Here is a 24,554-nt window from a genome sequence, read left to right on the forward strand (position 1 = left end):
GTATGAGGGTGTGCCGGTAAGAGGGTAGGAGTTGTTGAGAGAGGACTGGAGGCAGGAGTCGAGTGATGTGCCCTCTTTAAAATCCAGCCTTCATACTTATTAACCCCTACTCTTACACTCTTCTACCGCACAAAGAACTCCTCCCCTCTTACCCCCGTGCCCTCCTACCCTAATAAAAATCCCGACCTTCGCTCCCATGAACCTCGGTGACTATAATGACCTGGAAGTAGTCCGCTTCGTCGAATTCGGCGTGTACCTGACTTCCGACGACGGCGACATTCTCATGCCCGACCGCTACGTGCCGGCCGGCGTGCGGGTGGGCGACGTGGTGCGTGCCTTCGTCTACCGCGACTCCGAGGACCGGCTGGTGGCCACCACCGAAACGCCCCTGGCCCGCGTCAATGAGTTTGCGGTGCTGCGGGTGACGCACGCCGGCCCGCTGGGCGCCTTCCTCGACTGGGGCCTGGCCAAGGACCTGCTTTTGCCCCTGCGCAACCAGCCCAAGCGCGTGCAGACCGGCGACCTGGTGCTGGTGTACATCTACCTCGACGAAACCTCCGACCGCCTCGTGGCCACCGCCAAGTGGGAGCGGTACACCGACCCCGCCCCCGACCTGGAACCCGGCCTGGCGCTGCCGCTGCTGGTGGCCGGGCAGAGCGAGCTGGGCTACGCCGTGCTGGCCGACGGCCGCTACCAGGGCCTGCTCTACCGCAACGAGGTATTCCGCCCGCTCAGCATCGGCGATAAGCTGACCGGCTACGTGCGCCAGGTGCGCCCCGACGGCAAGGTGGACCTGAGCCTGCAGCGCCAGGGCTACGACGAGGCTTTGGCCGCCGCCGAGGAGCTGGTGCTGTACCTACGCAAGGCCGGCGGCCGGCTCCCGCTCACCGACAAGACCGACCCGGAGGAAATCTATCGGCGCGTGGGCATGAGCAAGAAGGTGTTCAAGAAAGCCCTGGGCACCCTTTACCGCCGCGGCCAGGTGCAGCTGTTCCCCGACCACACCCTGCTCATCGACGACGCGGAGTAGACTCTCCGCGCTGGCGCCGGTTTAGCCGTCGAAGACGGCGTAACCGGTGCCGAACATAAGGCAGGCTTTCAGCCTGCGTGACACATTGCTGATATTAGGCCGGAGTCGTCGTTCGGGCGCCGCCCGCAGGCTGAAAGCCTGCTTGATAGTAGGCACCGGTTACGCCGTCTGCGACGGCTAAACCGGCGCCAGCGCGGAGGGCCTGCCCGGCGGCCAGCAACCTTCCGGGCGCCACTTCGTTGGGGAATCCGCCGAATCCACCCTTCCGCCTGCTATGGAACCAACCTCGTCCGGCCCCCAGAAAGTTGCCCTCATTGCCGGGGCCAGCGGTTTGGTGGGCAGTCAGTTGCTGCCGCTGCTGCTCAACAGCGGCCGCTACGCCAAAGTCATCAGCGTGGGGCGCCGGCCGCTGCCGCTGCTGCACCCGCTGCTGGTGCAGCGCACCGTCAGCTTCGATGACTTGGAAGCCCACCGCCTCAGCCTCATTGCCGACGACGTGTACTGCTGCCTGGGCACGACCATGCGGCAGGCGGGCTCCAAAGAGGCGTTTTACAAGGTTGATTTTCTGTACGTGGTGAAGCTGGCCGCCCTCACAGCCGCCAACTTCGCAGCCCAGCTGATGGTGGTATCGGCTATGGGGGCCGATGAAGGCTCGACGTTCTACTACAACCGGGTGAAGGGCGAGATGGAAGCCGCCGTGCGCCAGGCGCCGTTTCGGGCCATTCACATTTTCCGCCCTTCCCTGCTGCTGGGCCAGCGCCCCGAAAAGCGCCTGGGCGAGCAAATCGGGACGGTGTTGCTGCGGGTGCTGGGGCCGCTGCTGGTGGGGCCGCTGCGGCGCTACCGCGGCATTTCGGCCCAGGCCGTGGCCCAGGCCATGCTCAACGCCGCTTACCAGGATGGCGGCGGCGTGCGCGTGTACCAGTCGGATGAAATTGCGGCGGGCATCTCTCCGCAGGCCTGAAATTGCACTCGAACCCGTAAGTTTGGCCTCTGAAACCACGAAAAACAAACTACACCGAGTATTTTTTGGACTTCCCGATGAAGAAACTCACCATACTCCTTTGCGCGCTTTGCCTGGTTCTTGGATTCGGCCAAGCCTCGGCCCAGACCAAGAAGACCAGCTCGAAGGGCAGCAGCAAAAGCAGCGGCAAATCCTCGGGTGGCGGGGGCGGCCAGGCCGGCTACACCACGGCCATCGGCCTGCGCGGCGGCAACTTCGCCTCGGGCCTGACCGTCAAGCACTTCTTCAACAGCGGCAAGAACGCCGCCGTGGAGGGCCTGGTCACCACCGAGTACCTGGGCCGCGGGGCCCGCTTCACGCTGCTGTTCGAGAAGCACTGGACCATCGTGCCCGACGTGAAAAACCTGCAGTGGTACGTGGGCGCGGGCCTGCACGCCGGCGCCTACCGCGGCCGCTACTACTACGCCGTGGCCTACCGCTACCGCAAGAACAAGGACTACCGCGTGTACTACTACCCCGCCTACGAGGACAAGACGTACCCCGTCTTCGGCGCCGACTTCGTGCTGGGCCTGGAGTACAAGATTCCCGACCTGCCGGTGGTTATCGGCGTCGACTACAAGCCCTACTTCGACGTGTTCGACGGCCACACGGGCGTGTACCAGGATGCCGCCGCCAGCGTGCGGTTCAGCTTCTAAGCCCGCGGCCAGAGCAGCCCGCAACGCACAAGGCCCCGGTGGAGCAGTTCCACCGGGGCCTTGTGGCGTTTGGGCCGGTCCGATTAGCGCACCAAGATGATGCGGCGGCCGCGCGGAGCGGCGTGGTAGCGCGGGCCGTAGTACGGCCGGGGCGGCGCCGGGCGGTAGTAGCGCGGCCGGTAGTACGGACGGGGCCGCACAATGACGGCGGGGGGCGGCGGGCCGACTACCACCGGCGGCGGGGGCGGGCCCACCACGGCGTAGCCCGAGGAAACGCAGCTGGTCAGCAGGCCGCCAAGGCCTACCGCCGACACCATTACAAAGGCTTTCAGAGGATTATGCATATACAAAAGGCGCCCGGGGCGCGGTTGGGTTCTACTGCAGGTTAGACGCAGCCGGGGCGGCCAGGTTTAATCCGCCCCCGGCCGCTGCCGTGCAAAACCCGCGCCCGCGCCTCTCCGCTCCCCTACAGCGGCGTGCGCACCAAGGCATCGGCCACGCCGCCAAAGATGCCGAAGCCGGGCGACACGTTGGAGTACAGCGGAGTGGGCTCGGCGAAGGGGTTGCCGTTGTTGTTCTGGTACTGCCGCTGGCTGTTGTAGAACAGGTACAGGTCGCGGGTGAGGTGCATCAGCCGCACTTCCAGCAGCAGCGCCCCGCCGGTGGGCAGCCCCGAACGGGAGTAGCTCAGCGTCTGGGTGAAGCTGATGCGCTGCCCGTTCAGGTTGGTGTCGGTGAAGGGGTACAGGTTGTAGCTGGAAGCCGGGTCCGACAGCCGGTAGCCGGCCACGTTGCCGATGCCGTCGTCCTCCACGTTCAGAAAGCCCGCCTGCTGGCCGTCCTGGTCCACAATGCGGGCGGCGGCCACATAGTAGTCGGCGCTGCCGCCCGGGTCGTCGAAGCCGACGGTGACGCGGAGCCGGTCCTGGCCGTTGGCATTGGGGCTGAGCGGCGTCACGGTGGCCTGCACGGGCACCGTGACGGGCAGGGTCAGGCGGCTTTCGGCGGCCTCGAAGCCGGGCACGGCCGCGCGCACCTGGTACTCCTGCCCGGGCCGGAACTGGTAGCGCAGCGTGGGGCGGTACTGCCCGTAGCCGTAGCCGCCGGGGGGCGCTGGCGCGGCCCGGTAGCGCTCCACCACCGTACCGGCCGCGTCGCGCACTTCTAGGGTGGCATCGTCGCGGCCCTGGCCCTGCAGGGGGCGCGAATCGTAGAGGCGCTGGCTCACGCCCACGAAGGTCAGGCGGCGGCCGATCAGCCCCATGCGGCTGAGCGAGTCGTCCCAGGGCAGGTTGTCGATGGTCAGCGACAGGGCCACCCGCGGGGTGTGCTCGGGCTCGGGCACGTCGACGGCCGTTTCGCAGGCGGTGAGCAGCGGCAGGGCCAGCACGACCGGCAAGGCCCGGCTCAGCCCTGGCAGGTGGGGTGTGGGCACGCCGGCCGCCGCTTGGTCAGCTGCGGGGTTGGGGCGGGGTCTGGGCGCGGCCGGCTTGTTGGCCGAGGGCGGGGTAGCGGCCGATTTACCGGCGGCCCGCGTGTGCGGAAGCGCAACCGAAGGAAGGCGCAAGTCAATCAGGGACATCAGCATAACCGGCGGTTAGAATTTAAAGCTTTTGCTGAAGGAGGGAATGATGGGGAACAGGCTGATCTGCCGGTAGCCGGCCGGCTGCTGGTTGCCGCGCACGTCGGTGTAGGCCTCGCGGAAGTACAGGAAGTAGGGGTTGCGGCGCGAGTAAGCGTTGTAGAGCGAGAAGCTGTTCACGATTTCGCCCCACTTCTTCTTGCGCGTCTGGCTCAGGTCGAGGTCCATGCGATGGTAGGCGCGCATGCGGTAGGAGTTGCGCGGGCCGTAGTCCTCAAACTCGCCCCAGTCGTAGCCCAGGGAGTAGCGGCCCCTCGACAGGGTAATGGCGTTGCCGGTGCCGTAGACCCAGGTGCCCGACAGGCGCAGCGTCGGCGAGAGTTGGTGGATGATGACCAGCGAGGCGTCGTGGCGGCGGTCGTACTTGAAGGGGTAGATGCGGCCCTGGTTCAGCTCGGGGAACTGCCGCTTGCTCCAGGCCAGGGTGTAGCCGATCCAGCCGGTGGTGCGGCCGGTTTTCTTTTGCACGAACATTTCCCAGCCGTAGGCCCAGCCCTTGCCGCTGGTTACCTGGTTTTCCCAGTCGCTGTCGGCCGAGCCCAGGAAGCTGGCCCCCTCGCGGTACTCGATCAGCCGCTGCATGGGCTTGTAGTACACCTCAGTGCTCAGCTCGTAGTCTTCGCCACCCAGGCGCAGGTTGCGGGCCGCGCCCACGGCCACCTGCTGCGCCTTCTGCGGCTTGATGCGGGGCGTGGCCGGCACCCAGAGGTCGGTGGGCAGGCCGATGCCGCTGTTGGCCAACAGGTGGATAAACTGCGTGGTGCGGGCGTACGAGGCCTTCAGCGCCCATTCCGTACCGATGAGGTAGCGGGCGGCCAGGCGCGGCTCCACCGACGGAAACAGCTTGCCGCGCACCACGAAGCCGTTGAGCCGCAGCCCGGCGTTGACTTTCAGCCGCTCACTCACTTTGTAATCGTCCTCGGCGTAGAGGCCGATTTCCTGGGCGTGGGTGCGGGTGCCGGCGTTGAAGTTGGGGTTGAAATCGGGGTCGGAGGAGCGGGCCTGAATGGCCCCGGGCTGGAACTGGTGCCAGATGTACTGCCCGCCGAAGCGGATGTAGTGGTCGGGCAAAGGCACGTAGTCGAAGTCCGACTTCAGGCTCCAGTCGCGGATGTTGGAGAGGTACTGCAGGGTGAACTTATCGGTCTGCAGCTGCCCGCCGGGGTTGCGCCGCACCTCCTTGTCCTCGATGCCCACGTCGAACTGGTAGCGGCTGAAGGTGAGGTGGGTGTTGGCAAAGAGCCGGTCGTTGAGCACGTGGTTCCAGCGCAGGGCGGCGGTGAGGTTGCCCCAGCCCAGCTCGTCGCGCACCTCGGAGTACTCCCCGTTGTTGTACTTGTCCTTGAAGCGGGCGTAAAACTCGTCGCGGCCGGTGTAGGCGCTCAAATACAGCCGGTCGCGCCGGCCCAGCTTCCAGTTCACCTTGGCGTTGACGTCGTGGAAGAAGTAGCCGACGGTAGCCCCGGCCGAGGCCAGCTTGATGAGGGGCCGGGCCAGCACGTCGACGTAGGTGCGCCGGGCCGAGAAGATAAACGAGGCCGTGTCCTTCTTGATGGGGCCTTCCAGCGTCACGCGCGAGGCAATCAGCCCGATGCCGCCCTCGCCGTGAAACTCCTGCATGTTGCCCTCCTTCATCGAAATATCGAGCACCGAAGACAGGCGCCCCCCGTAGCGGGCCGGAAAGCCGCCCTTCACCAGCTCCACGTTGTTGAGCGCGTCGGCGTTGAAGACGGAGAAGAAGCCGAACAGGTGGGAGGCGTTGTAGACCGGGGTGCCGTCGAGCAGGATGAGGTTCTGGTCGGGGGAGCCGCCGCGCACGTACAGGCCGTTCTGGCCCTCCCCGCCGCTTTGCACCCCGGGCAGCAGCTGCAGCACCTTCAGCACGTCCCGCTCGCCAAACAGCGCCGGCACGGCCTTGATCTGGTTGAGCGGGATGTTGGCCGTGCCCATGCGGGTGGTTTCGGCCAGTTTCTCCTGCCGCGTCCCCACAATTTCGACGCTCTGCAGCTCACTGCTGGCCGGCTGCAGGCGCAGGGTCAGCTGCTGGCTTTTGTTGCCGGGCAGGGGCAGCACCAGCCGTTGGTAGCCCAGGTAGGAGGCCAGCAGGCGGGTGGTGCTGTCGGCGGCGGGCAGCGTGAGCGAGAAGAAGCCATAGGTGTTGGTGCTGGTGCCCTGGCCCGAAGCCGGGTGCACCACCGCCACCCCGATGAGGTTTTCGCCGGTGCTGGCGTCGCGCACGTAGCCGCTGAAGGTGACGCGCGCCGGAGTGGGCTGCTGGGCCAGGGCCGCGGGGGCTGCCAGCGCGCCGGCCACCAGGGCCAGCGCGCCGCCGCGTAAGCATGTTTTCATAACCGCTGAGAGGGAGTGGGAACGGGGTCGGCGCCGCCTTCCGTCCGGGCCGCGGGGCGCGGCAACGGGCCGGCGGGGCCTTCATTCGCACAGAGAAACGCCGGCCGGTATTGGTTGTATATAGACGGTAAAAAATATAGGACGCTGGGGAGGTGGCAGGGTCCACCCGCGCACCCCGCGCACTCGCTCGGCTATTGCCGAGCGAGGCCTACGTGGCTCGGCTGTGCCGAGCGCGGCCCCGCGCCACCTGAACAACGACGCCCACGCGGCGCGGACGACTGCTCGGCACAGCCGAGCTACGGACGGCCCACTCGGCAATAGCCGAGCGAGTGCGCGGGTGGAACAGAAAAGCGCAGGCACCAACGTCCGAACGTTGATGCCTGCGCTTTTGTCGTTCAGGCTGATTGACGACGGTGTTGTTATCAGCGGCGGGGCGGGGCTGGCGGCAGGTCCTTCGTCGGAATGGCAGGGCTGCTTCCCTCCCACTACTGCCGCTTGCTGCTTACTTCTTCCCGGCGGCGTACTCGGCGTTGAGGCGCTTGAGGATGATATCGGTGATGTCGAGGCCCTGGCGGGCGTAGGCGATGGTGCCACCGCCGGCCACCAGGATGAGGTCGTAGTTGTTTTCCTTGCCGTAGCCTTCCAGCAGCTTATTGACCTTGGTAAGCACCTTTTCGGTCATCTGGGCTTCTTCCTGCTGGGCCTGCTGCTGCAGCTGCTGCTGGCGCTGGGCCACCTGCTGCTCCTGGGCTTGCAGGCGCTGCTCGGTGCTGGCGCGCTGCTCGTCGGTCATGCCCGCGGCCGATTTCTGGTAGGTCTGCACGGCCGTTTGCAGGGCGCGCACGCCGGCTTCGTGCTGCTTCTGCCAGCCGGCGGCTTTGCGCTCAAAGGCCCGGCGGGCATCCTGCAGGCCCTTGTAGTTGTCGAGCAGCTTGGTGGATTCCACGTAGGCCACCTTGCGCACGTTGTCTTCCGCAGCGGCGGGGGCAGCCGGGGGAGCCGCCGGCGTCGTGGCCTCGGCCGAGTCGGGCTTTTCGGCGGGAGCCGCCACGGGGGCGGCGGGCTTGGCGGCTACCGGGGCGGGCGCGGCGGCCGGGCGGGCAAAGTGCAGGTAGAACAGCACCCCGACGGCAATCAGCAGGACGGCGTTGAGGGCAAGCTGGAGAGAGGAATTTTTCATGCGGTCAGAACGCGGTTGCGGCGGACCTGGCGCGGCCCGTATCCGGCAAAGATGCGGTGAATTGGTGAAATGAGTCAGGGGGTGATAAGTGACAGGTAACAAGTAACAGGCTGGGCGTTCTGACCGGTCACGTGTTACCTGTCACCTGTTGCCCATCACCCAATTAAACTATAGCCAAGTTTCCCTATATTAATTCAAGCACAGCGCCCCGGCTGCCATTCCCCACAAATAGGCCCGGCGCTGCCTCCCAGCCCCATTCTTCCCACAACCAGCTCCTCTATGAAGCACCTCTCCTCCCTGTTACTGGCCGGCGGGCTGCTGCTGGCCCTGCCGGCCGCGGCCCAGCTCAAGAAAAAGGCGGCCCCGGCCCCGCCCAAGCGCTACAGCATCGAGCAGTTTATGAGCACCACCCGGCTTAGCGGCCGCGCCTTCTCGCCCGACGAGGAGCAGGTGCTCTACTCCTCCAATCAGACGGGCATCTTCAACCTCTACACCGTGCCCGTGGGCGGCGGCCCGGCCACGCCGCTGAGCGCCTCCACCAAGGAAAGCCTCTACGCCGTGACTTACCTGCCCGACGGGCGCATCCTCTACCGCCACGACCAGGGCGGCGACGAAAACTTTCACCTTTACCTGCGCGAAGCCGACGGCACGGAGCGCGACCTGACGCCCGGCGCCAAGCTGCGGGCCGAATTCCTGGCCTGGCGCCGCGACAACAAAGCCTTCTACGTGCTGTCGAATGAGCGCGACCCGCGCTACATGGACGTGTACCGCTACCAGCTGCCCGGGCTGCAGCGCACCCTGTTGTTCCAGAACGAGCAGGGCTTCGACCCGGCGGCCGTGTCGGACGACGAGCGGTACGTGGCCCTGCAGCAAAGCCGCACCACCCTCGATTCCGACGTGTTTATCTACGACGTGGCCGCCAAGGAGCTGAAGCCGCTGACCGCCCACCAGGGCAGCATCAGCAACGTGCCGATGGCCTTCGACCCCGCCGGCCGCTACCTCTACGCCACCACCGACGACGGGGCCGAGTTCAGCTACGTGGTGCGCTACCCCCTGGGCGGCGGGCCGCGCCAAACGGTGGAGCAGGCCCGCTGGGACGCGGTGTACACCGGCTTTTCGCGCACCGGCCAGTACCGCCTCACCATGTTCAACGAGGACGGCCGCACCAGCCTGCGCCTCTACGACGCCATCAGCGGGCGGCCGGTGGAGCTGCCGGCCCCGCCCAGCGGCACCATCACCGGCGTCGCGTTTTCGCCCTCCGACATGCGGCTGGCCTACTACGTCAACGGCGACCGGTCGCCCGCCGATTTGTACGTGTACAACTTCGCCACCCGGCGCACCAGCCGGCTTACCCAGGCCCTGAACCCGGCCATCAGCGCCGAAGACCTGGTCGATACCAAAACCATCCGCTACAAGTCCTTCGACGGGCTCGACATTCCGGCCCTGCTCTACACCCCGCTGGGCACCAAGAGCGGCAAAACCAAGCTGCCGGCGGTGGTGGAGGTGCACGGCGGCCCCGGCGGGCAGTCGGTGCCCACCTACCACGCCCTGAGCCAGTACCTGGCCAACAACGGCTACGTGGTGCTGCGCGTGAACAACCGCGGCTCCTCGGGCTACGGCAAGACCTTCTTCGCCGCCGACGACCGGAAGCACGGCCGCGAGCCGCTCTGGGACTGCCTGGCCGCCAAGAAGTACCTCGCCTCGCTGGGCTACGTCGACACCTCGCGCGTGGCCATTCTGGGCGGCTCCTACGGCGGCTACATGACGCTGGCGGCCCTCACCTTCGCCCCGCAGCGCTTCGCCGCTGGCGTCGACATCTTCGGCGTCTCGAACTGGGTGCGTACCCTGCAGAGCATGCCCACCTACTGGGAGGCCAAGCGGCAGGCGCTGTACCGGGAAATCGGGGACCCCACCACCGAGCTGGAGCGCCTGCGGGCCACTTCGCCCCTGTTCCACGCCGACCAGATTGAACGGCCCCTGCTGGTCATTCAGGGCGCCAACGACCCGCGCGTCATCAAGCCCGAGTCGGACGACATCGTGGCGGCGGTGAAGAAGAAGGGCGGCGCCGTGGAGTACGTGGTCTTCGACGACGAGGGCCACGGCTTCGCCAAGCGCGCCAACGAGCAGCGGGCCTACGAATCGACCCTGAACTTCCTCAACAAGTACCTGCAGCCGGTGAATTGAGGCGGAGCAGGTGAGTGGATGTTGGACGCCTGAGCCAAGGGCTTCCCTCCCATCCTGCACCGACGCTGATAACGACGCGGTATTGCCAGCAGCACCACCAAAAAGCGCAGCCCCCAGGCCCGAACAATTGGGCGTTGGGGGCTGCGCTTTTTGGTGGTGCAGGGTTCGAGGGAGGTCCTTCTCTCAGGATGACGTTCAACATCCGCTTACTCCAGCAGGAAGCGGGCGGTGCTGGTGCTGCCGTCGGGCTGCTGCAGGCGTAGCAGGTAGGAACCAGCCGGCAGGCCCGTCGTGGGCACGCTCCCCGAGGCCCCGGGCGGTAGCCGGTGCGTAGTCAGGCGCTTGCCGGTCAGCGAGTACACCGTCAGCTCGGCGGCCTGCTGCAGCGCGCCGCGGCGCACATAGTGCAGCGCGGCACCGCGCGGCACGGGCTGCGGGTACAGCTGCAGCCCGGGGCGGCCATCGGCGGGCTGCGGGGCCACGGTGCGCACCTCCGAGAACTGGGCGGTGCCATCCAGGTCCACCTGGCGCAGGCGGTAGTAGAGCGGCGCTTCGGGGTTCAGCCCCTGGGGCAGCTGCCCGTCGAGAAAGGCGTAGTCGGTGGGGCTGGTTTTGGTGCCCTGCCCGGCCACCTGGCCAATTTGCCCGAACTGCTGCCCGTCGAGGCTGCGCTCCACCTCGAAGCGGGCGTTGCCCACTTCCTGGGCCGTACGCCACTTCAGCTGCACCGCCGGGCCCTGGGCCGCGGCGGTAAAACTGACCAGCTCCACCGGCAGCGGCAGAGAGGCCAGGTTCAGGCGCACGGCCACGGCGCTGTTGCCGCTGGCGCTGACCGCGTCCAAATCCCCGTCGCCGTCCACGTCGGCCAGGGCCAGGAAGCTGACCGCGCCGGCCACGGTGCCGTTGGCGAAGGGCGGGGCAAACAGCCCGCTGCCGTTGTTGATGCGCACTGACAGGCCCGCCGAACCCCCGCTGACGAAGTCCAGGTCCCCGTCGGCGTCGACGTCGCCCAGGGCCAGGGCCACGGGGGCGGCGCCCACCGCCACCTCGCCATCAGCCGCAAGGGCCGGCGGGGCGAAGGTGCCGCTGCCGTTGTTGAAGCGCAAACTCACGGCACTGGTCGTCTGGCTGCTGCTGAGCAGGTCCAAATCCCCGTCGCCGTCCACGTCACCTAGCAGGGCCGTGAAGGGCCCCTGCCCCACCGCCACGTCCTGCCCGCCGCTGAAGGTGCCGCTGCCGTTGTTGAGGCGCAGGTACACCACCGTGCCGGTGCTGCTGTTGTAGCTGTTGGCGGCCAGGTCCAAATCCCCGTCCGCGTCCACGTCGCCCACCACTACGCCCGTCGAGAAGCTGATGCCGGCCACGGTGGAGCTGAGCGTGAACGAGCCCGCCCCGTTGTTGAGCCACACCGTCACGCCACTGGCCGTGGGCATGAGCAGGTCCAGATCCGCGTCGCCGTCCAGGTCGCCGAAGGTTACCCCGCGCGGCCCGCTGCCGGTGCTGAGCGTGGCCATCTGGCCCGGCGGAAAAGTGCCGTTGCCGTTGTTGAGGGCCACGGTGGCCGTGGAGCCCGAGCCGGCGGGGTTGCCGTAGTTGCAGCTCACAAAGTCCAGGTCCCCGTCGCCGTCCACATCGGCCAGGGCCAGCGCAATGGGGTAATTGCCCACGTTCACGCTGCTGGGCGCGCCGTAGCCGCCCGCGCCGTTGTTGAGGGCCACGCTCACGGTGCCGGGGCTGTTGTAGTTGGCCGTCACGAGGTCGAGCAGGCCGTCCCCGTTCACGTCGCCCAGCGCCAGACCATTGACGCTGCCGGCCAGCGTGGGCGTAGAGCCGCTCCCGAAGCCGCCCCGGCCCGCGCCGCCGGTGGCGGCCGTAAACTGGTACACCCGCTTGCCGGTGCTCAGCCCGCCCGCGCCCAGCACCGAGCCGGGCATGCTCACGCTCACCACCTCGCCGGCGCGGAAGTCGCGCAGGGTTGCCCCCAGGCTGCTGGCGAAGCGGGCCGTGCTGCCGCTCAGCGTCCAGGCGCCGGCTTTGCGCCCGCCCGTCTGCGCCGAAAACACGCGGGTATCGGTCATGGAGGCGCTGGTCACCGGCTCGGTGAAGCCCAGGGCCACGGCCGAGTTGGGGCGGGCCGCGGCCAGGGCATTGACGGCCGGCAGCGTGCCCGCCACGGCCGAGCGCAGCTGCACGCTGAACGTGGTGTTGGCCGCGCTGCTGCCGCCGGGGGTCGCGACGGTGATGCTCTGGGTGGCGCTGCAGCCAGCCGGCACCACGAAGCTCAGGCTGGTCGGCGTGATGCCCGTGGGCGTGGCGGCTACCCCGTTCACTGTCACGGCCGTGGCGCCCGTCAGGTTGGTGCCCGTGAGCGTGACGGCGGTGCCCGCCGCTCCGCTGGTGGGCGACAGGCTGCTGATGGTGGGCGCGGCCCCGGCGCAGTTGGCCGCGAGGGTAAAGGGCCCCTGAGCCGTGCCGAAGCCCGTCACGTACACCAGGTAGGTGGTGCCGCTGGTCGAGTTAAACGTCAGCCGGGAAGGGCCGCCGTTGGTGTTGCCGCAGCCGTCGTCGTCGCTGGCCACGCAGGTGTAGTTGCCGCAGCTGCCGGTGTACACGAACAGCACCATGTCGTAGGTAGTGCCGGTGCAGGCCGTCAGCGTGATGCTGCTGCCGGTGCCCGTCAGCTGGTAGAACACCCCGCCCGAAGCCGTGGGCACGATGCCGCCGCAGTTGCCCGTCGGGTCGCCGGTGCTGGTGACGCCTACGGTGGTGCCCGTCACCGAGCCGCCGCAGCTCAGCGTGGGCACGGTGCCCGAGCACACGTCATTGGCGGGCGGCATGGTGAAGCTGGCGCTGCTGGCGCTGGTGCCCACCCCGTTCGTGACGCTGATGGTCCCAGTGGTAGCCCCGGCCGGCACCGTGGCGTTGATAGTCGTGTTATTGACCACCGCAAACGTGGCCGCCGTGCCGTTGAAGCGCACCGCCGTGGTGCCCGTGAAGTAGTTGCCGGTGATGGTGACGGCCGTGCCCGCCGGGCCGCTCGTCGGCGTGAAGCTGCTGACGACGGGCAGGCCCGTATCGACGGTAAAGGCCGTGGCGGAGGTGGCCGTGCCCAGCGGCGTGGTCAGCCCAATATTGCCCGACTGCGCCCCGGCGGGCACGGTGGCCCAGATTTCCAGATCCGACGCCACCGTGAAAGTAGGCGCATTCACGCCGCCGAAGCGCACGGCCGTGGTGCCCGAAAAGCCCCGCCCGCGGAGGTTGACCACCGTGCCCACGATGCCAGCCGCCGGCGAGAAACTATCGAAAGCCAATGAGGGCGTCACCGTGAAAGTGGTGGGCGAGGTGGCCGTGCCGCTGGCAGTGCGCACCGTAAGGGGGCCGGTGGTGGCCCCGCCCGGCACCGTGGCCGTAATGGTGGTGGCGTTGACGACGGTAAAGCTTGGGGCGTACTCGCCGTTGAAGCGCACGTTCAGCGCCCCGGTAAAGCTGGTGCCGGTGATGGTAATGGCCGTGCCCACCGGGCCGCTCGTCGGCGTGAAGCTGGCAATGGCTGGCAGCACCGTAAAGCTGGTCGGGGCCGTAGCCGTGCCGTTGGGCGTGGTCACCGTCAGGGCCCCGGAGGTAGCCCCGGCTGGCACCGTGGTGTTGATGGTCGTGCTATTGACAACGGTAAACGTGGCCGTGGTGCCGTTGAAACGCACCGCCGTGGCCCCGGTGAAGCTGGTGCCGGTCAGCGTCACGCTGCCGCTTTGCACCTGCCCGGCGGCCGGGGTGTAGCCCGTAATGGTGGGGGCCAGTCCGGGCGAGTTTACCGTGAAGCTGGTGGCCGTCGTGACGGTGCCGCTGGGCGTGGTCAGGCTGATGACGCCGGTGGTGGCCGCGGCGGGTACTGTCACCGTCACGCTGCCCCCCGCGTTGAGCGCGGCAATGCGGGCGTCGGCGCCGTTGAAGGTCACCTTGTAGGTTGCCCCCAGGTTGTTGCCGCTGATGGTTACGGCCGTGCCCGTGGTGCCGCTGCCGGGCGAGAAGCCGACGATGGTGGGGGCCGCCTCCAGGGCGCCGCTGCTGCTGCCCACGCCCACGGCCCGCCAGGCCTGGGCCACGGCCGTGGCCTCGGCCGAGCCCAGCCCGTATAGGTCGATGGCGGCCTGCAGGGTGGCCCGGCGGGCGTCGATGAACTGCGAAGTAGCCGTCAGGTAGAACCGCTCGGCGCGGTAGGCAATGCGCTCGGCCTTGGCCATGCTGATGCCCGTCACGCTGAAGCTGGTATTGTGGTCGTTGGTGCCCGCGCCGCCCACGCACACCAGGTAAAACCAGTAATTGAGCACCCCGGAGTTGATGTGCACGCCCCCGTTGTCGGAGGAGGCAGTGTGCCAGCCGGTGCCCTTGTAAGTATCGGGCTGCCCGAACTGGTTGGGGTTGCTCATGGAGCGCAGCGCCAGGCCGAAGCTGGGCTTGGTAATGTCCTCGCCGATCAGCCAGATTTGCTTGGCCGCGTCGAAGCGGTTTTCCACGCAGGCGCCCCAGATGTCAGAGAAGCCCTCGTTGAGCGCACCCGACTCGTAGGAGTAGACCAGGTCGGCGGTGGCGTCGCACACGGCGTGGCCGATTTCGTGGCCGCACACGTCGATGGCCGTCAGGGGCTTAAACAGGGCGTTGCCGTCGCCGTAGAGCATGGCCGTGCCGTTCCAGTAGGCGTTGTCGGTGCCGGCCGGGGTGTTGGGCGTGTCGTCGTAGTGCACGTAGCTCAGCAGCACCGAGCCCCGGTCGTCGTAGGAGTCGCGGCCGTGCACGCTGGTCCAGTAGTCCTGCGTCACCTGGGCGCCGAGGTGGGCGTCGAGGGCCGCGTTGTCGAAGAGGGCGTTGTCGTGCTCGGCGGCCGTCCAGTTGTTGTTGTTGTCGATGAAGTCCACCGCGGCCGCGAAGGCGTTGCCCCGGCGCACGTTCAGCGTGGTTACTCCCCGGCCGGTCACGGTTTCGCGCAGGCGGTAGCCCGAGCCGGTGTTGTCGGTGGTGGAGCTGCGCGGGCCCACGTAGCGGGTGGCGAAGGAGGCACCGGGCGCGTTGGCGTGCTTGATGATGGCGTTGCGCAGTACCACCTGCCCGGTGCGGGCGTCCACGTAGAGCCAGTCGCGGGAGGCCGGCTCGTGGGCGTAGATGTTGAACTTCCAGGCCAGCACGAGCGGGCGGTAGGCGGCGGGCTGGCGGAAATCCTCCACCAGCACCAGCTCGCCCCGGGGCCGGTAGCTGGCGGTGGGCTGGCCGGTTTGCTGCCGCAGGGCCGCTTCCTCGGCGGGCAGCTGCCATTTGTAACGCCGGGCGCCCACGGCGGCCATGGCCCGCTGCAGGGCCGCCGCCTCGCCCAGGGCCGGCTGCACCGAGAGGCCGGCCGCCAGCGCGGGCGCCGCGCCGCTCACCGCCTCCACCCGGCCGCCGCGGCTGTGCACGCGCAGCCGGGCGTGCTCCACCTTCACGCCCTGGTAGTAGAGCTGGTACTGCTCGTGCACGAAGCCCAGCGCATCGGGGGCGGTTTCGAGGGGGCGCAAATCGGCCGCGGGGGCCAGGTGCAGGGCCTCGCGCAGCACCTGCTGCCGGGCCGCCACGGTAGCCGCGGGCCGCCCGACGAGTTGCTGGGCCGCGGCGGGCAAAGTCAGTAGCAGCCCGGCCAGCAGCGCCAAGGGCGCGTGAAACCAGAATCGGGGGCGGTATACGTTTTTCATAGGCACAGGAGCAGGCGTGGCAAAGGGCACTCCGCAGCCGCCATTGGGCAAAGCCAGCGGGGGCGACGACAGAAAAGGGCTTATGCCGGCGGCAGCCCGGTATACATCTGCTAATTACAATATTTATCGGCCGCCTTACCGGGATATTTCAGGTTTTGCCATGACATAATCATGTGATACCCAGCCCACCAGGAGCCGGGCACCGAGCGCATTGCTAACCCCAGTCATCCGGCTGGGTATAAAAAAAGGGCGGCCCAACAGGCCGCCCCTTTCCGGGTTAGTATGCAAGGTGGGGAGTGCCGGCCACCTGGTTGATATAGCCGACGGTCCAGTTGGTGCCATCCGAAATGGCAATGACGGTTTTGGAAGCCGCGTTGGGTCTCAGCTCGTAGCCCGCGCTGCTCGACACCGCGCTGCTGCTGCTGGCCCCGTAGATGCTGCCCCCGGAGGTGAGCAGGAAGGCGCTGGTGCCCGTGCTGTTGTTGCGCAGGTAGTAGATCCGGCCGGGGCAGGTGGTGGGGTCGGGGAGCAGGTAATAGTTGCTGTTGGTGCCGGGAGCCAGGCCGTAGTAGCCGCCGATAACCGTAGTGTTATTGATAGGTCCCTGGTCGAGGCCGTTGGCGCCGCCCGCCGTGCCACCACCCCAGTTGTTGACCACCCCCACGGCAAAGGTGCCGTTGACTTGCAGGGAGCTGCTGGGCGCCGAGGTGCCGATGCCCACGCTGATGGCATCATTCTGCCCGGCAACGTCGCCGATTACCAGCGAATTACGTTGGGAAACGGTGGCATTGTTGCCGATGGCGTAGGCATCGTAAAGGCCGGTGCCAGCCTGCGCATTGCCGCCGAGCAGAATATTGTTGGTGTTGCTGGTCATGCTGCTGCCGCTGCCGGTTCCGATGACGACGTTATTGCTGCCGGTCATATTCGCGCCGGTGTACCCTGCGCTGTTACCGATAAACACGTTGTTGGTGCCAGTGGTCAGGTTGTTGCCGGCGAGAAAGCCCAGCAGGGTATTGCTAGCGCCGGTGGTTTGCTGCCCCGCCCCGTAGCCGATGAACGTGCTGTTGTTGCTGTTGATTCTCTCCCCGGCCCGTGCCCCCACGACAACGTTGTATATGGCGGAGTTGTTGGCCACCCCGGCGTTGTAGCCCAGCAGCACCGACAAGGAGCTGGGCGTATTGAGGCCCAGCGTCACCCGCCCGTTGGCGTGCACCCGGAAGGCTTCCGCGTTGTTGCGTTTGAAGAAGAGGTCCTGGTCGTTGGTGGTACCTAAGAACTCGTTGCCGTTGGTGGCGTTGCCCGTCAGGCTCCAACCGCTGCTGCTGGGGATGGTGGCCCAGGTGTTGTCGCCGCGCAGGTAGGTGGTGTTGCCGGGCGTGCCGGTGGCACTGAGTTCGGCAATACCGATGGCGTCGTCGGCTACTTTGGCGTTGGTCACGGCATTGTCGGCCAGCTCGGTAGTTGCCACGACCCCGGCCGCCAGCGTGGGGTTGGGGTAGGTACCGGTCAGGTCGCCGCCAGCCGTGCCGCCAGCCGTGCCGCTGGGGGTACCGCCGGCGGGTGTGGCCCAGGTATTGTCGCCGCGCAGGAAGGTGGTGGCGCTGGCCGTACCGGTAGCGGCCAACTTCGGAATGGTCACCGCGTCGTCGGCCAGCTTGGTGCTGGTCACGGCGTTGTCGGCGAGCTTGGTAGTCCCCACGGCCCCGGTCCCGATGGTCGGATTGGGGTAGGTGCCGGTCAGGTCGCCGCCGGCCGTGCCGGTGGGGGCACCGCCGCTGGGCAGCGTCACGGAGTTGCCGCCGGTGCCGCTGATGCTGAGCGTCTGCCCGGTGATGCTCAGCGTTTGGTTGGCTTCGCTGCTCAGCACGCCGTTGGCATCCGTGGTGACGACGCCGGCGGTGCTCAGGTTGCGCAGGCGCACGGCACCGCCCACGTCGAGCGTCCGGCTGGGTGACACCCCGCTGCCCAGCCCAATGCCCACGCGGCTGTTGCCACTGACGTTGGTCCACGTCAGCACCGGCGTGGTGGTGCCGCTGGCCCGGTAGCCCAGCAGGCCGCCGGTGCCCCCCGTCAGCACCGGGCCGGCGGTGGTGGCGTCGTAGGCGAGCTTGTTGTTGTCGTCGGCGGTGGCGTTCAGCTTCAGGTCGTTGCCGTTGAGGGCCAGGTCCTGGGTGGCCGAGTGGTTGCCCAGGTTGTCGCCGGCGGGGGCGGGGCTCAGGTACACCCAGGTGGCCGGGGTGCCGGCGTAGTACCAGAACCCGGTTTGGGTGCCGCCGCTGGCAGTGCCGTCGGTCTGGTACACCATCAGGCCCTGGGGCACGTTGGTTAGGGCCGTGCGCTGGGCCTGCGTCAGGCGCGGAATCAGCAGGCCCTTGTCGGTGGCGCTAATTTCCAGCGCCGCTTTGGCATTGGGCGCGTTGGTGCCGATGCCCACGTTCTGGGCCAGGGCCGCGGGGCAGCACCCAGCAGCAGGGCGGCGGTCAGCCAGGCGGCGGATTGCGGATAGCGTAACGTGTTGGTTATATGGCTGGTGTGGAGCGAGGATTCCGGCCTCAAAGCTAACCCGGCCCCACCCCCACCACGGCAAAAGCCCTTGTACCCTGAATAGGGTACAAGGGCCCGGGTGCCCGGATGGAGCAAAGCCAAGCTTCGGGGCGGCCCACCCGGTAGTGGAGCCGCCCCCCGCGCCGCGCCTACCGGCCAGGCCGCCCCCGCGACCAGGAGCAGCCCGCCGGGCGGCGGCTGGCGCGGTGCCTACTTGTACACCGCGTACTGCCAGCTCATCGTGAAGCCGTCAATCTGCTGGCCGGCGTAGCCCTGCAGGCTGCTGAGGGCGGCGCCCACGCCCTGCGGCGCGGCGGCACTGAAATTGTCGCCCCCGGCCCCGCCGATGCCGAAGTCGCGGCCCTTGCTGGTGCGGAAAAACACCTGGTCGAGGTAGGCGCCGCTGCCCCCGTACAGGGCCACAATGGTTTCATCCGCGTCCAGCGTCACGACTACCTCCGACTTACCCTTGTTGCCGTGCAGCCCCGAGGGCTGGTTGCTGTACTGAAACTGCATGCCCGTCACGTAGCCCGTCTTGTTCTCTGCCGAGGAGTAAAGCATCACCCCCGTGACCTGCCCGCCGTTGAGCTGGTCCTGAAATGCCTCGCTGTAGTGGGTGCTGGTGGGGTAGCCGCCCTGGGTCACCGTCACGGTGTGCTGGGTGGGCTTGGTCTTGAAGAGGATACCGGGGAAGCTCGGGCCGCCGGCCTGCTCCGGGGTGGCGGGCTCGGTGTTGGCGGTGCCGAAGTAGTGCCACAGCCGGGCCGGGCTCACGTAGCCGCTGAGCTGCTGCTCGTACTGCGGCCCCACGTACTCCTCGATTTTGCGCTTGGCGGCCTCGGCGTCGGCCTGCTCCGAGAACCGCTGCTCGTAGCCGGTGTAGGCGTCGGCCAGCACGTAGTCGGTAGCCAGGTTGGTGCCGGCCAGCGTGATGGTAATCTGGCTCAGGCGCCACTCCCAGGCTTTTTTGGCGGCGGTTTCGGCGGCCTGGCTGAGCGTGGCAATAGCCTGATCGAGCTTGGCGCGGGCCAGCTCCGGGTTTTCATCGGCCACGCCGCCGCTGATCAGCTCGTAGTTGTAGGCGCGCTCGGCCAGCATGGCCACGCTGATGGAGCCGAAGGCAATCAGGTAGGTAATGTCCTGCTCGGGGTGGGTCTGATCGAGGAACAAGGGCTGGTTGGTCTGCAGCTGCTCCAGGATGTCGCCCAGCATCTGGGCCTTCTGAGTGCCGGGGTTGGCCTGCACGAAGGTGTTGATGTCGTCGTAGTAGCCCTGCAGCAGGTCATTCAGCGCCTTGATGTTGTTGGCGTTGATGAGGCCGTTGACCAGGGAGGTCATGTAGCTGGTCATGTCGTTTCACACCTCGGCCGTGCTGGGGCCGCTGGGCCAGAGCAAATCCAGCATCCCCGTGAGCAGGCCGCCCACCTCGGGCACCATGCCAATCACGTCGCCCAGCACCGAGCCCAGCTTCTGGGCCGTCTGGTAGCGCTGAATGGTAATGACCTCGTTGGGCGTCTGCTCGGTCTGGGTGAAGTCGGCGGGCAGTTGCTCGAACACCTTGAGGCTGCTCACCCGCACGGCGCCCTGGCTGATGGAGTACTTCGACAAATCCGGTATCAGGCTGTTCGGGCCGAAGCGGGCAATGAGGGTGCCGTAGCTGGCGTCTTCGTACAGCTCCACCCAGGTGGTGGGCCCGGTAGTGAGGGAGTTGGGGTACACTTCGTACCAGTAGCCGCTCTCCTCGTTGTAGTAGCGGTAGCCGTCGATGCAGCCGGTATTCACCACCTCGCCGGCCCCGCGCAGGGCAAACGCCTCGCCGGTGTAGCGGGTGCCGCTGTATATTTTCACCCAGCACTGGCCCGCGGCGGTTTCGTTGGTGGCGTCCCAGAAGTTGGGCTGGTGGTCGTAGGTGACGAAGCTGACGATGGTGTTCTGCCAGTCGCCCAGGCCCGGCAGGTTGTAGTCCTCCAGGTTCTTGATGCCCGTGTTCGGCCCGACGCGCAGGATTTCGCCCTCGCACTTGTGCTGCGAAAACACGCACAGCCAGGTAGAAGGCCCGGTCTTCAGCGAGTTGATGCTGTCGTCCATTTCCTGGTCGTCGCCGTCGTAGGTGTACTCGGCCAGGTCATTAATCGTCTGGGCCCCGCTGAAGGTGCGGGTGTTGCCCTTGTAGTCGTCGTTTTCCCAGAAGCTGACCCAGCAGTCGGGGTTGGCGGCGGCGGCGGTGGTTGTGTCAGGGGCAGGCGCGGTCTGAGCCTGCAGCAGTTGGTCTTGTTCGAAGGACATAGGGGTACGCGTCGGCTAGGACGTGAGGTGGAAAACAGGATTGGAATGCCCGGCGGCGGCCTCTAACGGGCGCCGCCGGTACTTTGTAAGAATGAGCGGCGGCCAAGCGGAGCCGCGCGGGAGTGCCGGCCTCAACCAGCAGCGCCCACCCGGGGCAGCCGCCGGGGCCGGTGGGGCGTAGCCTGCCGCCCCGCGCGGGCAGCGCGGGCGGGGCAGCCCGAGGGAAACGGCCTTGCGTAGAAAGGCCAGGGAAACGGGAAGTAAAAGCTGGGGCCTACTCTGGAATGGGCTTTTCGGCATCCGCCCGCGAGCGTTGCCATAGGTGTGGCCGGGCAGCGCCGGCGGCAGAGGGTAAGCAGGGGGCGTGAGCGGCCGGGTAACGGATAAGGCGGCCGGGGCTAATACCCCGCCGGCCAACGGTCCGGACGCGCCGACGGCGGGGTGTGACAAAGGTGCGGGCCCACCCGGCAGCGGGCACCGGCGCGGTTGTACCCTGTTTAGGTGACATTAGCCGAAAACCCGTTGCGGCCCTACCTTGTCCCCTGATTCGGGTACAGCCCCGCCGCGGCCGCCCCGGCCGCGGTCTGCACCTTTGCCGTTGCTTATGACTGCCCCCGCTTTCCCCATCAGCCTGGCCATCGTCGAAGACGACGCCCGCGTGCGCGACCTGCTGCGCGAATACCTCTGCCGCCAGCCCGAGTTTGCCTGCGCCATCGTCACCGGCTCGATGGAGGAGTTCTGGCAGGAACTGGCCCTGAGCCTGCCCCCGCGCGTCATCCTGCTCGACGTGAGCCTGCCCGGGCAGACGGGCCTGCAGGCCCTGCCCCTGCTCAGAAAGCGCCTGCCCGAGGCCGACATCATCCTGCAAACCATGCACGACGACCCGGTCCGCATCTACGAGGCGCTGCGGGCCGGGGCCACGGGCTACATCATCAAGAACGCCACCAGCCTGCCCCAGTACCGGCAGGCCATCCTCGACGTGCTGCAGGGCGGGGCGGCCCTCTCCCCTTCGGTGGCCCGCAAGGCCCTGGCCCACTTCCAGCCCGCGCCCAGCCAGCAGCCGGCCCTGCTCTCGGTGCGCGAGCAGCAGGTGCTGCAGCCCCTGCTCGACGGCCTGAGCGAAAAGCAGGTAGCCGCCCGCCTCACGCTTTCGCCCGACACGGTGCACACCTACGTCAAGCGCCTCTACGAGAAGCTGCGCGTCAGCTCGCGCAGCGAGCTGCTGAGCCGCGCCGCCAAGGGCCACCTGTAGCGCGCCGGCAGCAGGGGCACCCGCAGGCGCACCCGCCAGCCCTGCGGTGCCGGGCCGGCTTCCAGCGTGGCGCGCAGCAGCTCGGCGCGGTGGCGCATGTTGCGCAGGCCCTGCCCGGCCCGCGCCGCGGGGGCCGCGGCGGCCTGGTTGCTCACCGTCACTTCCAGCTGCGCGTCGCCGCCCAGCGTCACCCCAATGGGCGTACCGGGCGGACTGTACTTGAGGGCGTTGGTTACGGCTTCCTTGAAAATCAGGTAGGCGTGCTGCCGCACCGTGGGCGGCAACGGCTGCGCCAGCCCCGCGCTCAGGCCGGTATCGTCGAGCACCAGCGGGCGGCCGGTGGCGCGGGCCGTGGCATCGAGGTGGTCCTGCATGCGGTCGACGAGGGCGGCCAAGGTATCGGCGGCGGCGTCCACGCTCCAGATGATGTCGCGCACGGTGCCAGCGGCAGCGCGGCTGTCGTCGACCAGGGCCGCGAGCGAGGCGGCCGGGGCGGCTTCCAGCTCCCGCAGTAGCTCGGCCTGCATGGTCACGCGGGTGAGCAGCCCGCCTACTTCGTCGTGCAGGTCGGCGGCCAGGCGGGCGCGCAGGGCGTTTTCGCGCCTTAGCTGGTGAAGGCGGTTGCGCTGCCAGAGGTACACGGTCAGCACCGCGGCGGCGGCCCCCAAGGCCCAGGTCAGCGGGCGGTTCCACCACGCGGCCGTCACCGTCAGCGGCAGGCACAGCACGTTGGCAGCCGGCACGCCCTGGCTGGTTTCGCCCCGGATTTCGACGGTGTAGTGGCCCGGCGGCAGGCCCTGCAGGCGCAGCTGCGGCGAGGTGCCCAGCCCGATCCACTGGTCGGCCAGCCAGCCGCGCACCCGGTAGGCGTAGCGGGCCTGGCTGGCGTCGGCCGTGTTGGTCAGGGCCAGGCTCAGGTCGACCAGCGGCACCTCGGGGGCCAGGTGCAGCGCGGGCAGCGGGTCGTGGGCGAGCTGGTAGCGGGTGCGGCTGGCCTCGGCTGAGCTGCTCAGGGCCGTGAAGCCGGCCAGCAGCAGCCGGGGCCGGCTGGCGCTGGTAGCGGCCACCTGCCCGGGCCATACCCGGTGCAGCCCGGCCACGCCCCGATCAGCAGCGTGCCGTTGGCCGGGTCGGTGTAGGCAGCGCGGGCGTTGCACTCGTCCGACGAGAGGCCGTGGGCGGTGGTGAAGACGGCCAGCTGCCCGGTGGTCGGCCGGTAGCGCACCAGGCCCTGGTAGGTGCCCAGCCAGAGGTAGCCGCCGGCGCTGGGCGTGATGGTAGCCACCGAGCCGCTGGGCAGGCCCTGGCCGGGCGTCAGCGCCAGGCGGGCCCGGCCATCGGGCTCGATGACGGCCAGGCCGTGGCTGCGGGTGCCCACCCACAGCCGCCCGTCGGGGGCCAGGTACAGGCAGCGGGCCCCGTCGACGGCCACGCGCCGGGCCGCGGGGGCCGCGGGGCCGTAGCGCCGGCGGGCGCCGGTGCGCAGCGTCAGGCGCTCCACGCCTTCGGGCGTGGCCAGCCAGAGGTGGCCGCGGCCGTCGGGGCACAAGTCTTCGAGCAGGCGGCCGGCCAAGGGCGGGGCCGCAGCGGGCTGGTCGGCGGGCACGTAGGGCCGGAAGGTTTGCACGGCCGGGTCGTAGCTATAAAGGCCAATGCGCGTGGCGGCCCACACGCGGCCGCTTGCCGGGTCACGCTCCAGGCTGCCGACGCCGATATCGGCCTGGGTCTGCCCCTGGGCCACCAGCCGGTCGAAGGCCCCGGTGCGGGGGTTGAAGCGCAGCAGCGGGAACACCCCGGCCGCCAGCCAGTCGCCGCCCGGCCCGAGCGGGGCCGGCACCACGCCTTGCAGCACCGGGGCGTTGCCGCTGGGCAGCACGGCCGCGTTCCAGCGGCGCAGCGGAGCCAGGGGCGAATCGGCGGCCTGGGTGAGGATGCCGCCGTAGCTGCTCACCAGCAGGCGGCCATCGGGCAGGCGCACCGAGGCGCGCACGCTGTAGGCCTGCCGCCCCGGCCCGGGCAGGGCGCGGATAAAATCGGCCGTGGCCGCCCGCGACCAGCAGCCGCGGGTGCCGGTATCAAACACCCACCAGCGCCCGGCGCGGTCGGCCCGCAGGCGGCCGTGCCAGATGGCTTTGGGCTGAAACGGCAGCGGCAGGGCCGCCCGCAGCCGGGGTTGGGGCGCCGGGCCGGCCGTCCACTCCAGCTGCCGCACCTGCCCGGGGGCAAGCAGCGTGGGGCCGTCGGGCAGGCGCAGCACGTCGGCCCCGACTTCGTGGGGTTCGGGCGCCCAGCGCATTCCCTCGATCAGCCGGCCACCGGCGGCCAGGCGGTACATGCCCGCGCTGCCCAGCAGCCAGGGCCGGCCGGCGGGGTCGTACACCGGGCGCAGCCTGGAGCCCGCCACGGGCTGGCTCCAGGCGCCCAGCAGGCGGCCGGAGGGGTGCAGCTGCCAGAGGCTGTCGGTGCCCGCGCACCACAGCGTCTGGTCGGGTGCCGGCCAGATTTCGCCCAGGGTAGCGCCGGGCAGCCACCGCGGGCCGGCGGGCTGCCCGGCCAGGGTGTAGCGCCGCAGGCCGTCCTGCTCCTGGGCCACCCACACGTGCCGGCCATCGGCCGCCAGGGCCAGCGCCCCGATGTTGCGGCTGCTGCCAGCCGGCCAGGGCAGCGGCAGGGCCTGCAGCACCTGATTAGCCGGTCTCATGCCCTTC

At 68.5% G+C, this 24,554-nt stretch carries 15 protein-coding genes; 5 read left to right on the forward strand and 10 right to left on the reverse strand.

The window, feature by feature from the left end; genetic code table 11:
* Positions 1–196: 196 nt before the first annotated feature.
* The 3 genes from EJV47_RS09030 to EJV47_RS09040 all read left to right on the forward strand — a co-directional run bounded on the left by EJV47_RS09030 (position 197) and on the right by EJV47_RS09040 (position 2,689).
* Positions 197–1,030: a CvfB family protein gene (locus EJV47_RS09030; protein ID WP_126692827.1), complete on the forward strand. Its 834-nt coding sequence runs from the start codon at positions 197–199 to the stop codon at positions 1,028–1,030.
* Positions 1,031–1,304: 274 nt separating this feature from the next.
* Positions 1,305–1,994, forward strand: coding sequence for a Rossmann-fold NAD(P)-binding domain-containing protein (locus EJV47_RS09035; RefSeq protein ID WP_126692828.1), 690 nt, complete (start codon positions 1,305–1,307; stop codon positions 1,992–1,994).
* Positions 1,995–2,071: 77 nt separating this feature from the next.
* Complete coding sequence (locus tag EJV47_RS09040; RefSeq protein WP_126692829.1) at positions 2,072–2,689, forward strand: hypothetical protein; 618 nt, start codon at positions 2,072–2,074, stop codon at positions 2,687–2,689.
* Positions 2,690–2,772: 83 nt separating this feature from the next.
* On the opposite strand, the gene EJV47_RS09045 is transcribed toward EJV47_RS09040, so the two are convergent.
* The 4 genes from EJV47_RS09045 to EJV47_RS09060 all read right to left on the reverse strand — a co-directional run bounded on the left by EJV47_RS09045 (position 2,773) and on the right by EJV47_RS09060 (position 7,860).
* Positions 2,773–3,033, reverse strand: coding sequence for a hypothetical protein (locus tag EJV47_RS09045; RefSeq protein ID WP_126692830.1), 261 nt, complete (start codon positions 3,031–3,033; stop codon positions 2,773–2,775).
* Positions 3,034–3,155: 122 nt separating this feature from the next.
* Positions 3,156–4,277 carry a DUF4249 domain-containing protein gene (locus tag EJV47_RS09050; protein ID WP_126692831.1) on the reverse strand — a complete coding sequence of 374 codons (1,122 nt, stop codon included), beginning with the start codon at positions 4,275–4,277 and terminating at the stop codon, positions 3,156–3,158.
* Between the two features lie 9 nt (positions 4,278–4,286).
* Complete coding sequence (locus tag EJV47_RS09055; protein WP_126692832.1) at positions 4,287–6,680, reverse strand: TonB-dependent receptor; 2,394 nt, start codon at positions 6,678–6,680, stop codon at positions 4,287–4,289.
* A 502-nt stretch (positions 6,681–7,182) separates the two neighbouring features.
* Positions 7,183–7,860, reverse strand: coding sequence for an OmpH/Skp family outer membrane protein (locus EJV47_RS09060; RefSeq protein ID WP_126692833.1), 678 nt, complete (start codon positions 7,858–7,860; stop codon positions 7,183–7,185).
* Between the two features lie 279 nt (positions 7,861–8,139).
* Between EJV47_RS09060 and EJV47_RS09065 the strand changes: the two genes are divergently transcribed.
* Entirely contained in the window at positions 8,140–10,044 is a 1,905-nt protein-coding gene (locus tag EJV47_RS09065) for a S9 family peptidase (protein WP_126692834.1), read from the forward strand.
* A gap of 206 nt (positions 10,045–10,250) precedes the next feature.
* Here the strand turns inward: EJV47_RS09065 and EJV47_RS28385 are convergent, their stop codons facing one another.
* The 4 genes from EJV47_RS28385 to EJV47_RS09110 all read right to left on the reverse strand — a co-directional run bounded on the left by EJV47_RS28385 (position 10,251) and on the right by EJV47_RS09110 (position 20,594).
* Positions 10,251–15,764 carry a M4 family metallopeptidase gene (locus EJV47_RS28385; RefSeq protein ID WP_207895863.1) on the reverse strand — a complete coding sequence of 1,838 codons (5,514 nt, stop codon included), beginning with the start codon at positions 15,762–15,764 and terminating at the stop codon, positions 10,251–10,253.
* Positions 15,765–16,041: 277 nt separating this feature from the next.
* Positions 16,042–18,198, reverse strand: coding sequence for a beta strand repeat-containing protein (locus EJV47_RS09100; protein ID WP_126692835.1), 2,157 nt, complete (start codon positions 18,196–18,198; stop codon positions 16,042–16,044).
* Between the two features lie 320 nt (positions 18,199–18,518).
* Entirely contained in the window at positions 18,519–19,646 is a 1,128-nt protein-coding gene (locus EJV47_RS09105; protein ID WP_126692836.1) for a jacalin-like lectin, read from the reverse strand.
* Positions 19,647–19,664: 18 nt separating this feature from the next.
* Positions 19,665–20,594 (reverse strand): peptidase inhibitor family I36 protein, encoded by a 930-nt coding sequence (locus EJV47_RS09110; protein WP_126692837.1) that lies wholly within the window; start codon positions 20,592–20,594, stop codon positions 19,665–19,667.
* Positions 20,595–21,198: 604 nt separating this feature from the next.
* Between EJV47_RS09110 and EJV47_RS09115 the strand changes: the two genes are divergently transcribed.
* Complete coding sequence (locus EJV47_RS09115) at positions 21,199–21,846, forward strand: response regulator transcription factor (protein ID WP_126692838.1); 648 nt, start codon at positions 21,199–21,201, stop codon at positions 21,844–21,846.
* Here EJV47_RS09115 and EJV47_RS09120 read toward each other — a convergent pair.
* Together EJV47_RS09120 and EJV47_RS09125 are read right to left on the reverse strand one after the other, a co-directional pair.
* Positions 21,780–22,913: an ATP-binding protein gene (locus tag EJV47_RS09120; RefSeq protein WP_207895864.1), complete on the reverse strand. Its 1,134-nt coding sequence runs from the start codon at positions 22,911–22,913 to the stop codon at positions 21,780–21,782. The genes EJV47_RS09115 and EJV47_RS09120 overlap by 67 nt on opposite strands.
* Positions 22,856–24,547, reverse strand: a complete 1,692-nt coding sequence (locus tag EJV47_RS09125) for a ligand-binding sensor domain-containing protein (RefSeq protein ID WP_126692840.1) — start codon at positions 24,545–24,547, stop codon at positions 22,856–22,858. Before EJV47_RS09125 ends, EJV47_RS09120 begins: the two co-directional genes overlap by 58 nt.
* Positions 24,548–24,554 lie beyond the last annotated feature (7 nt).

The organism is Hymenobacter gummosus (genome assembly GCF_003970915.1).
Lineage (GTDB): Bacteria > Bacteroidota > Bacteroidia > Cytophagales > Hymenobacteraceae > Solirubrum > Solirubrum gummosum.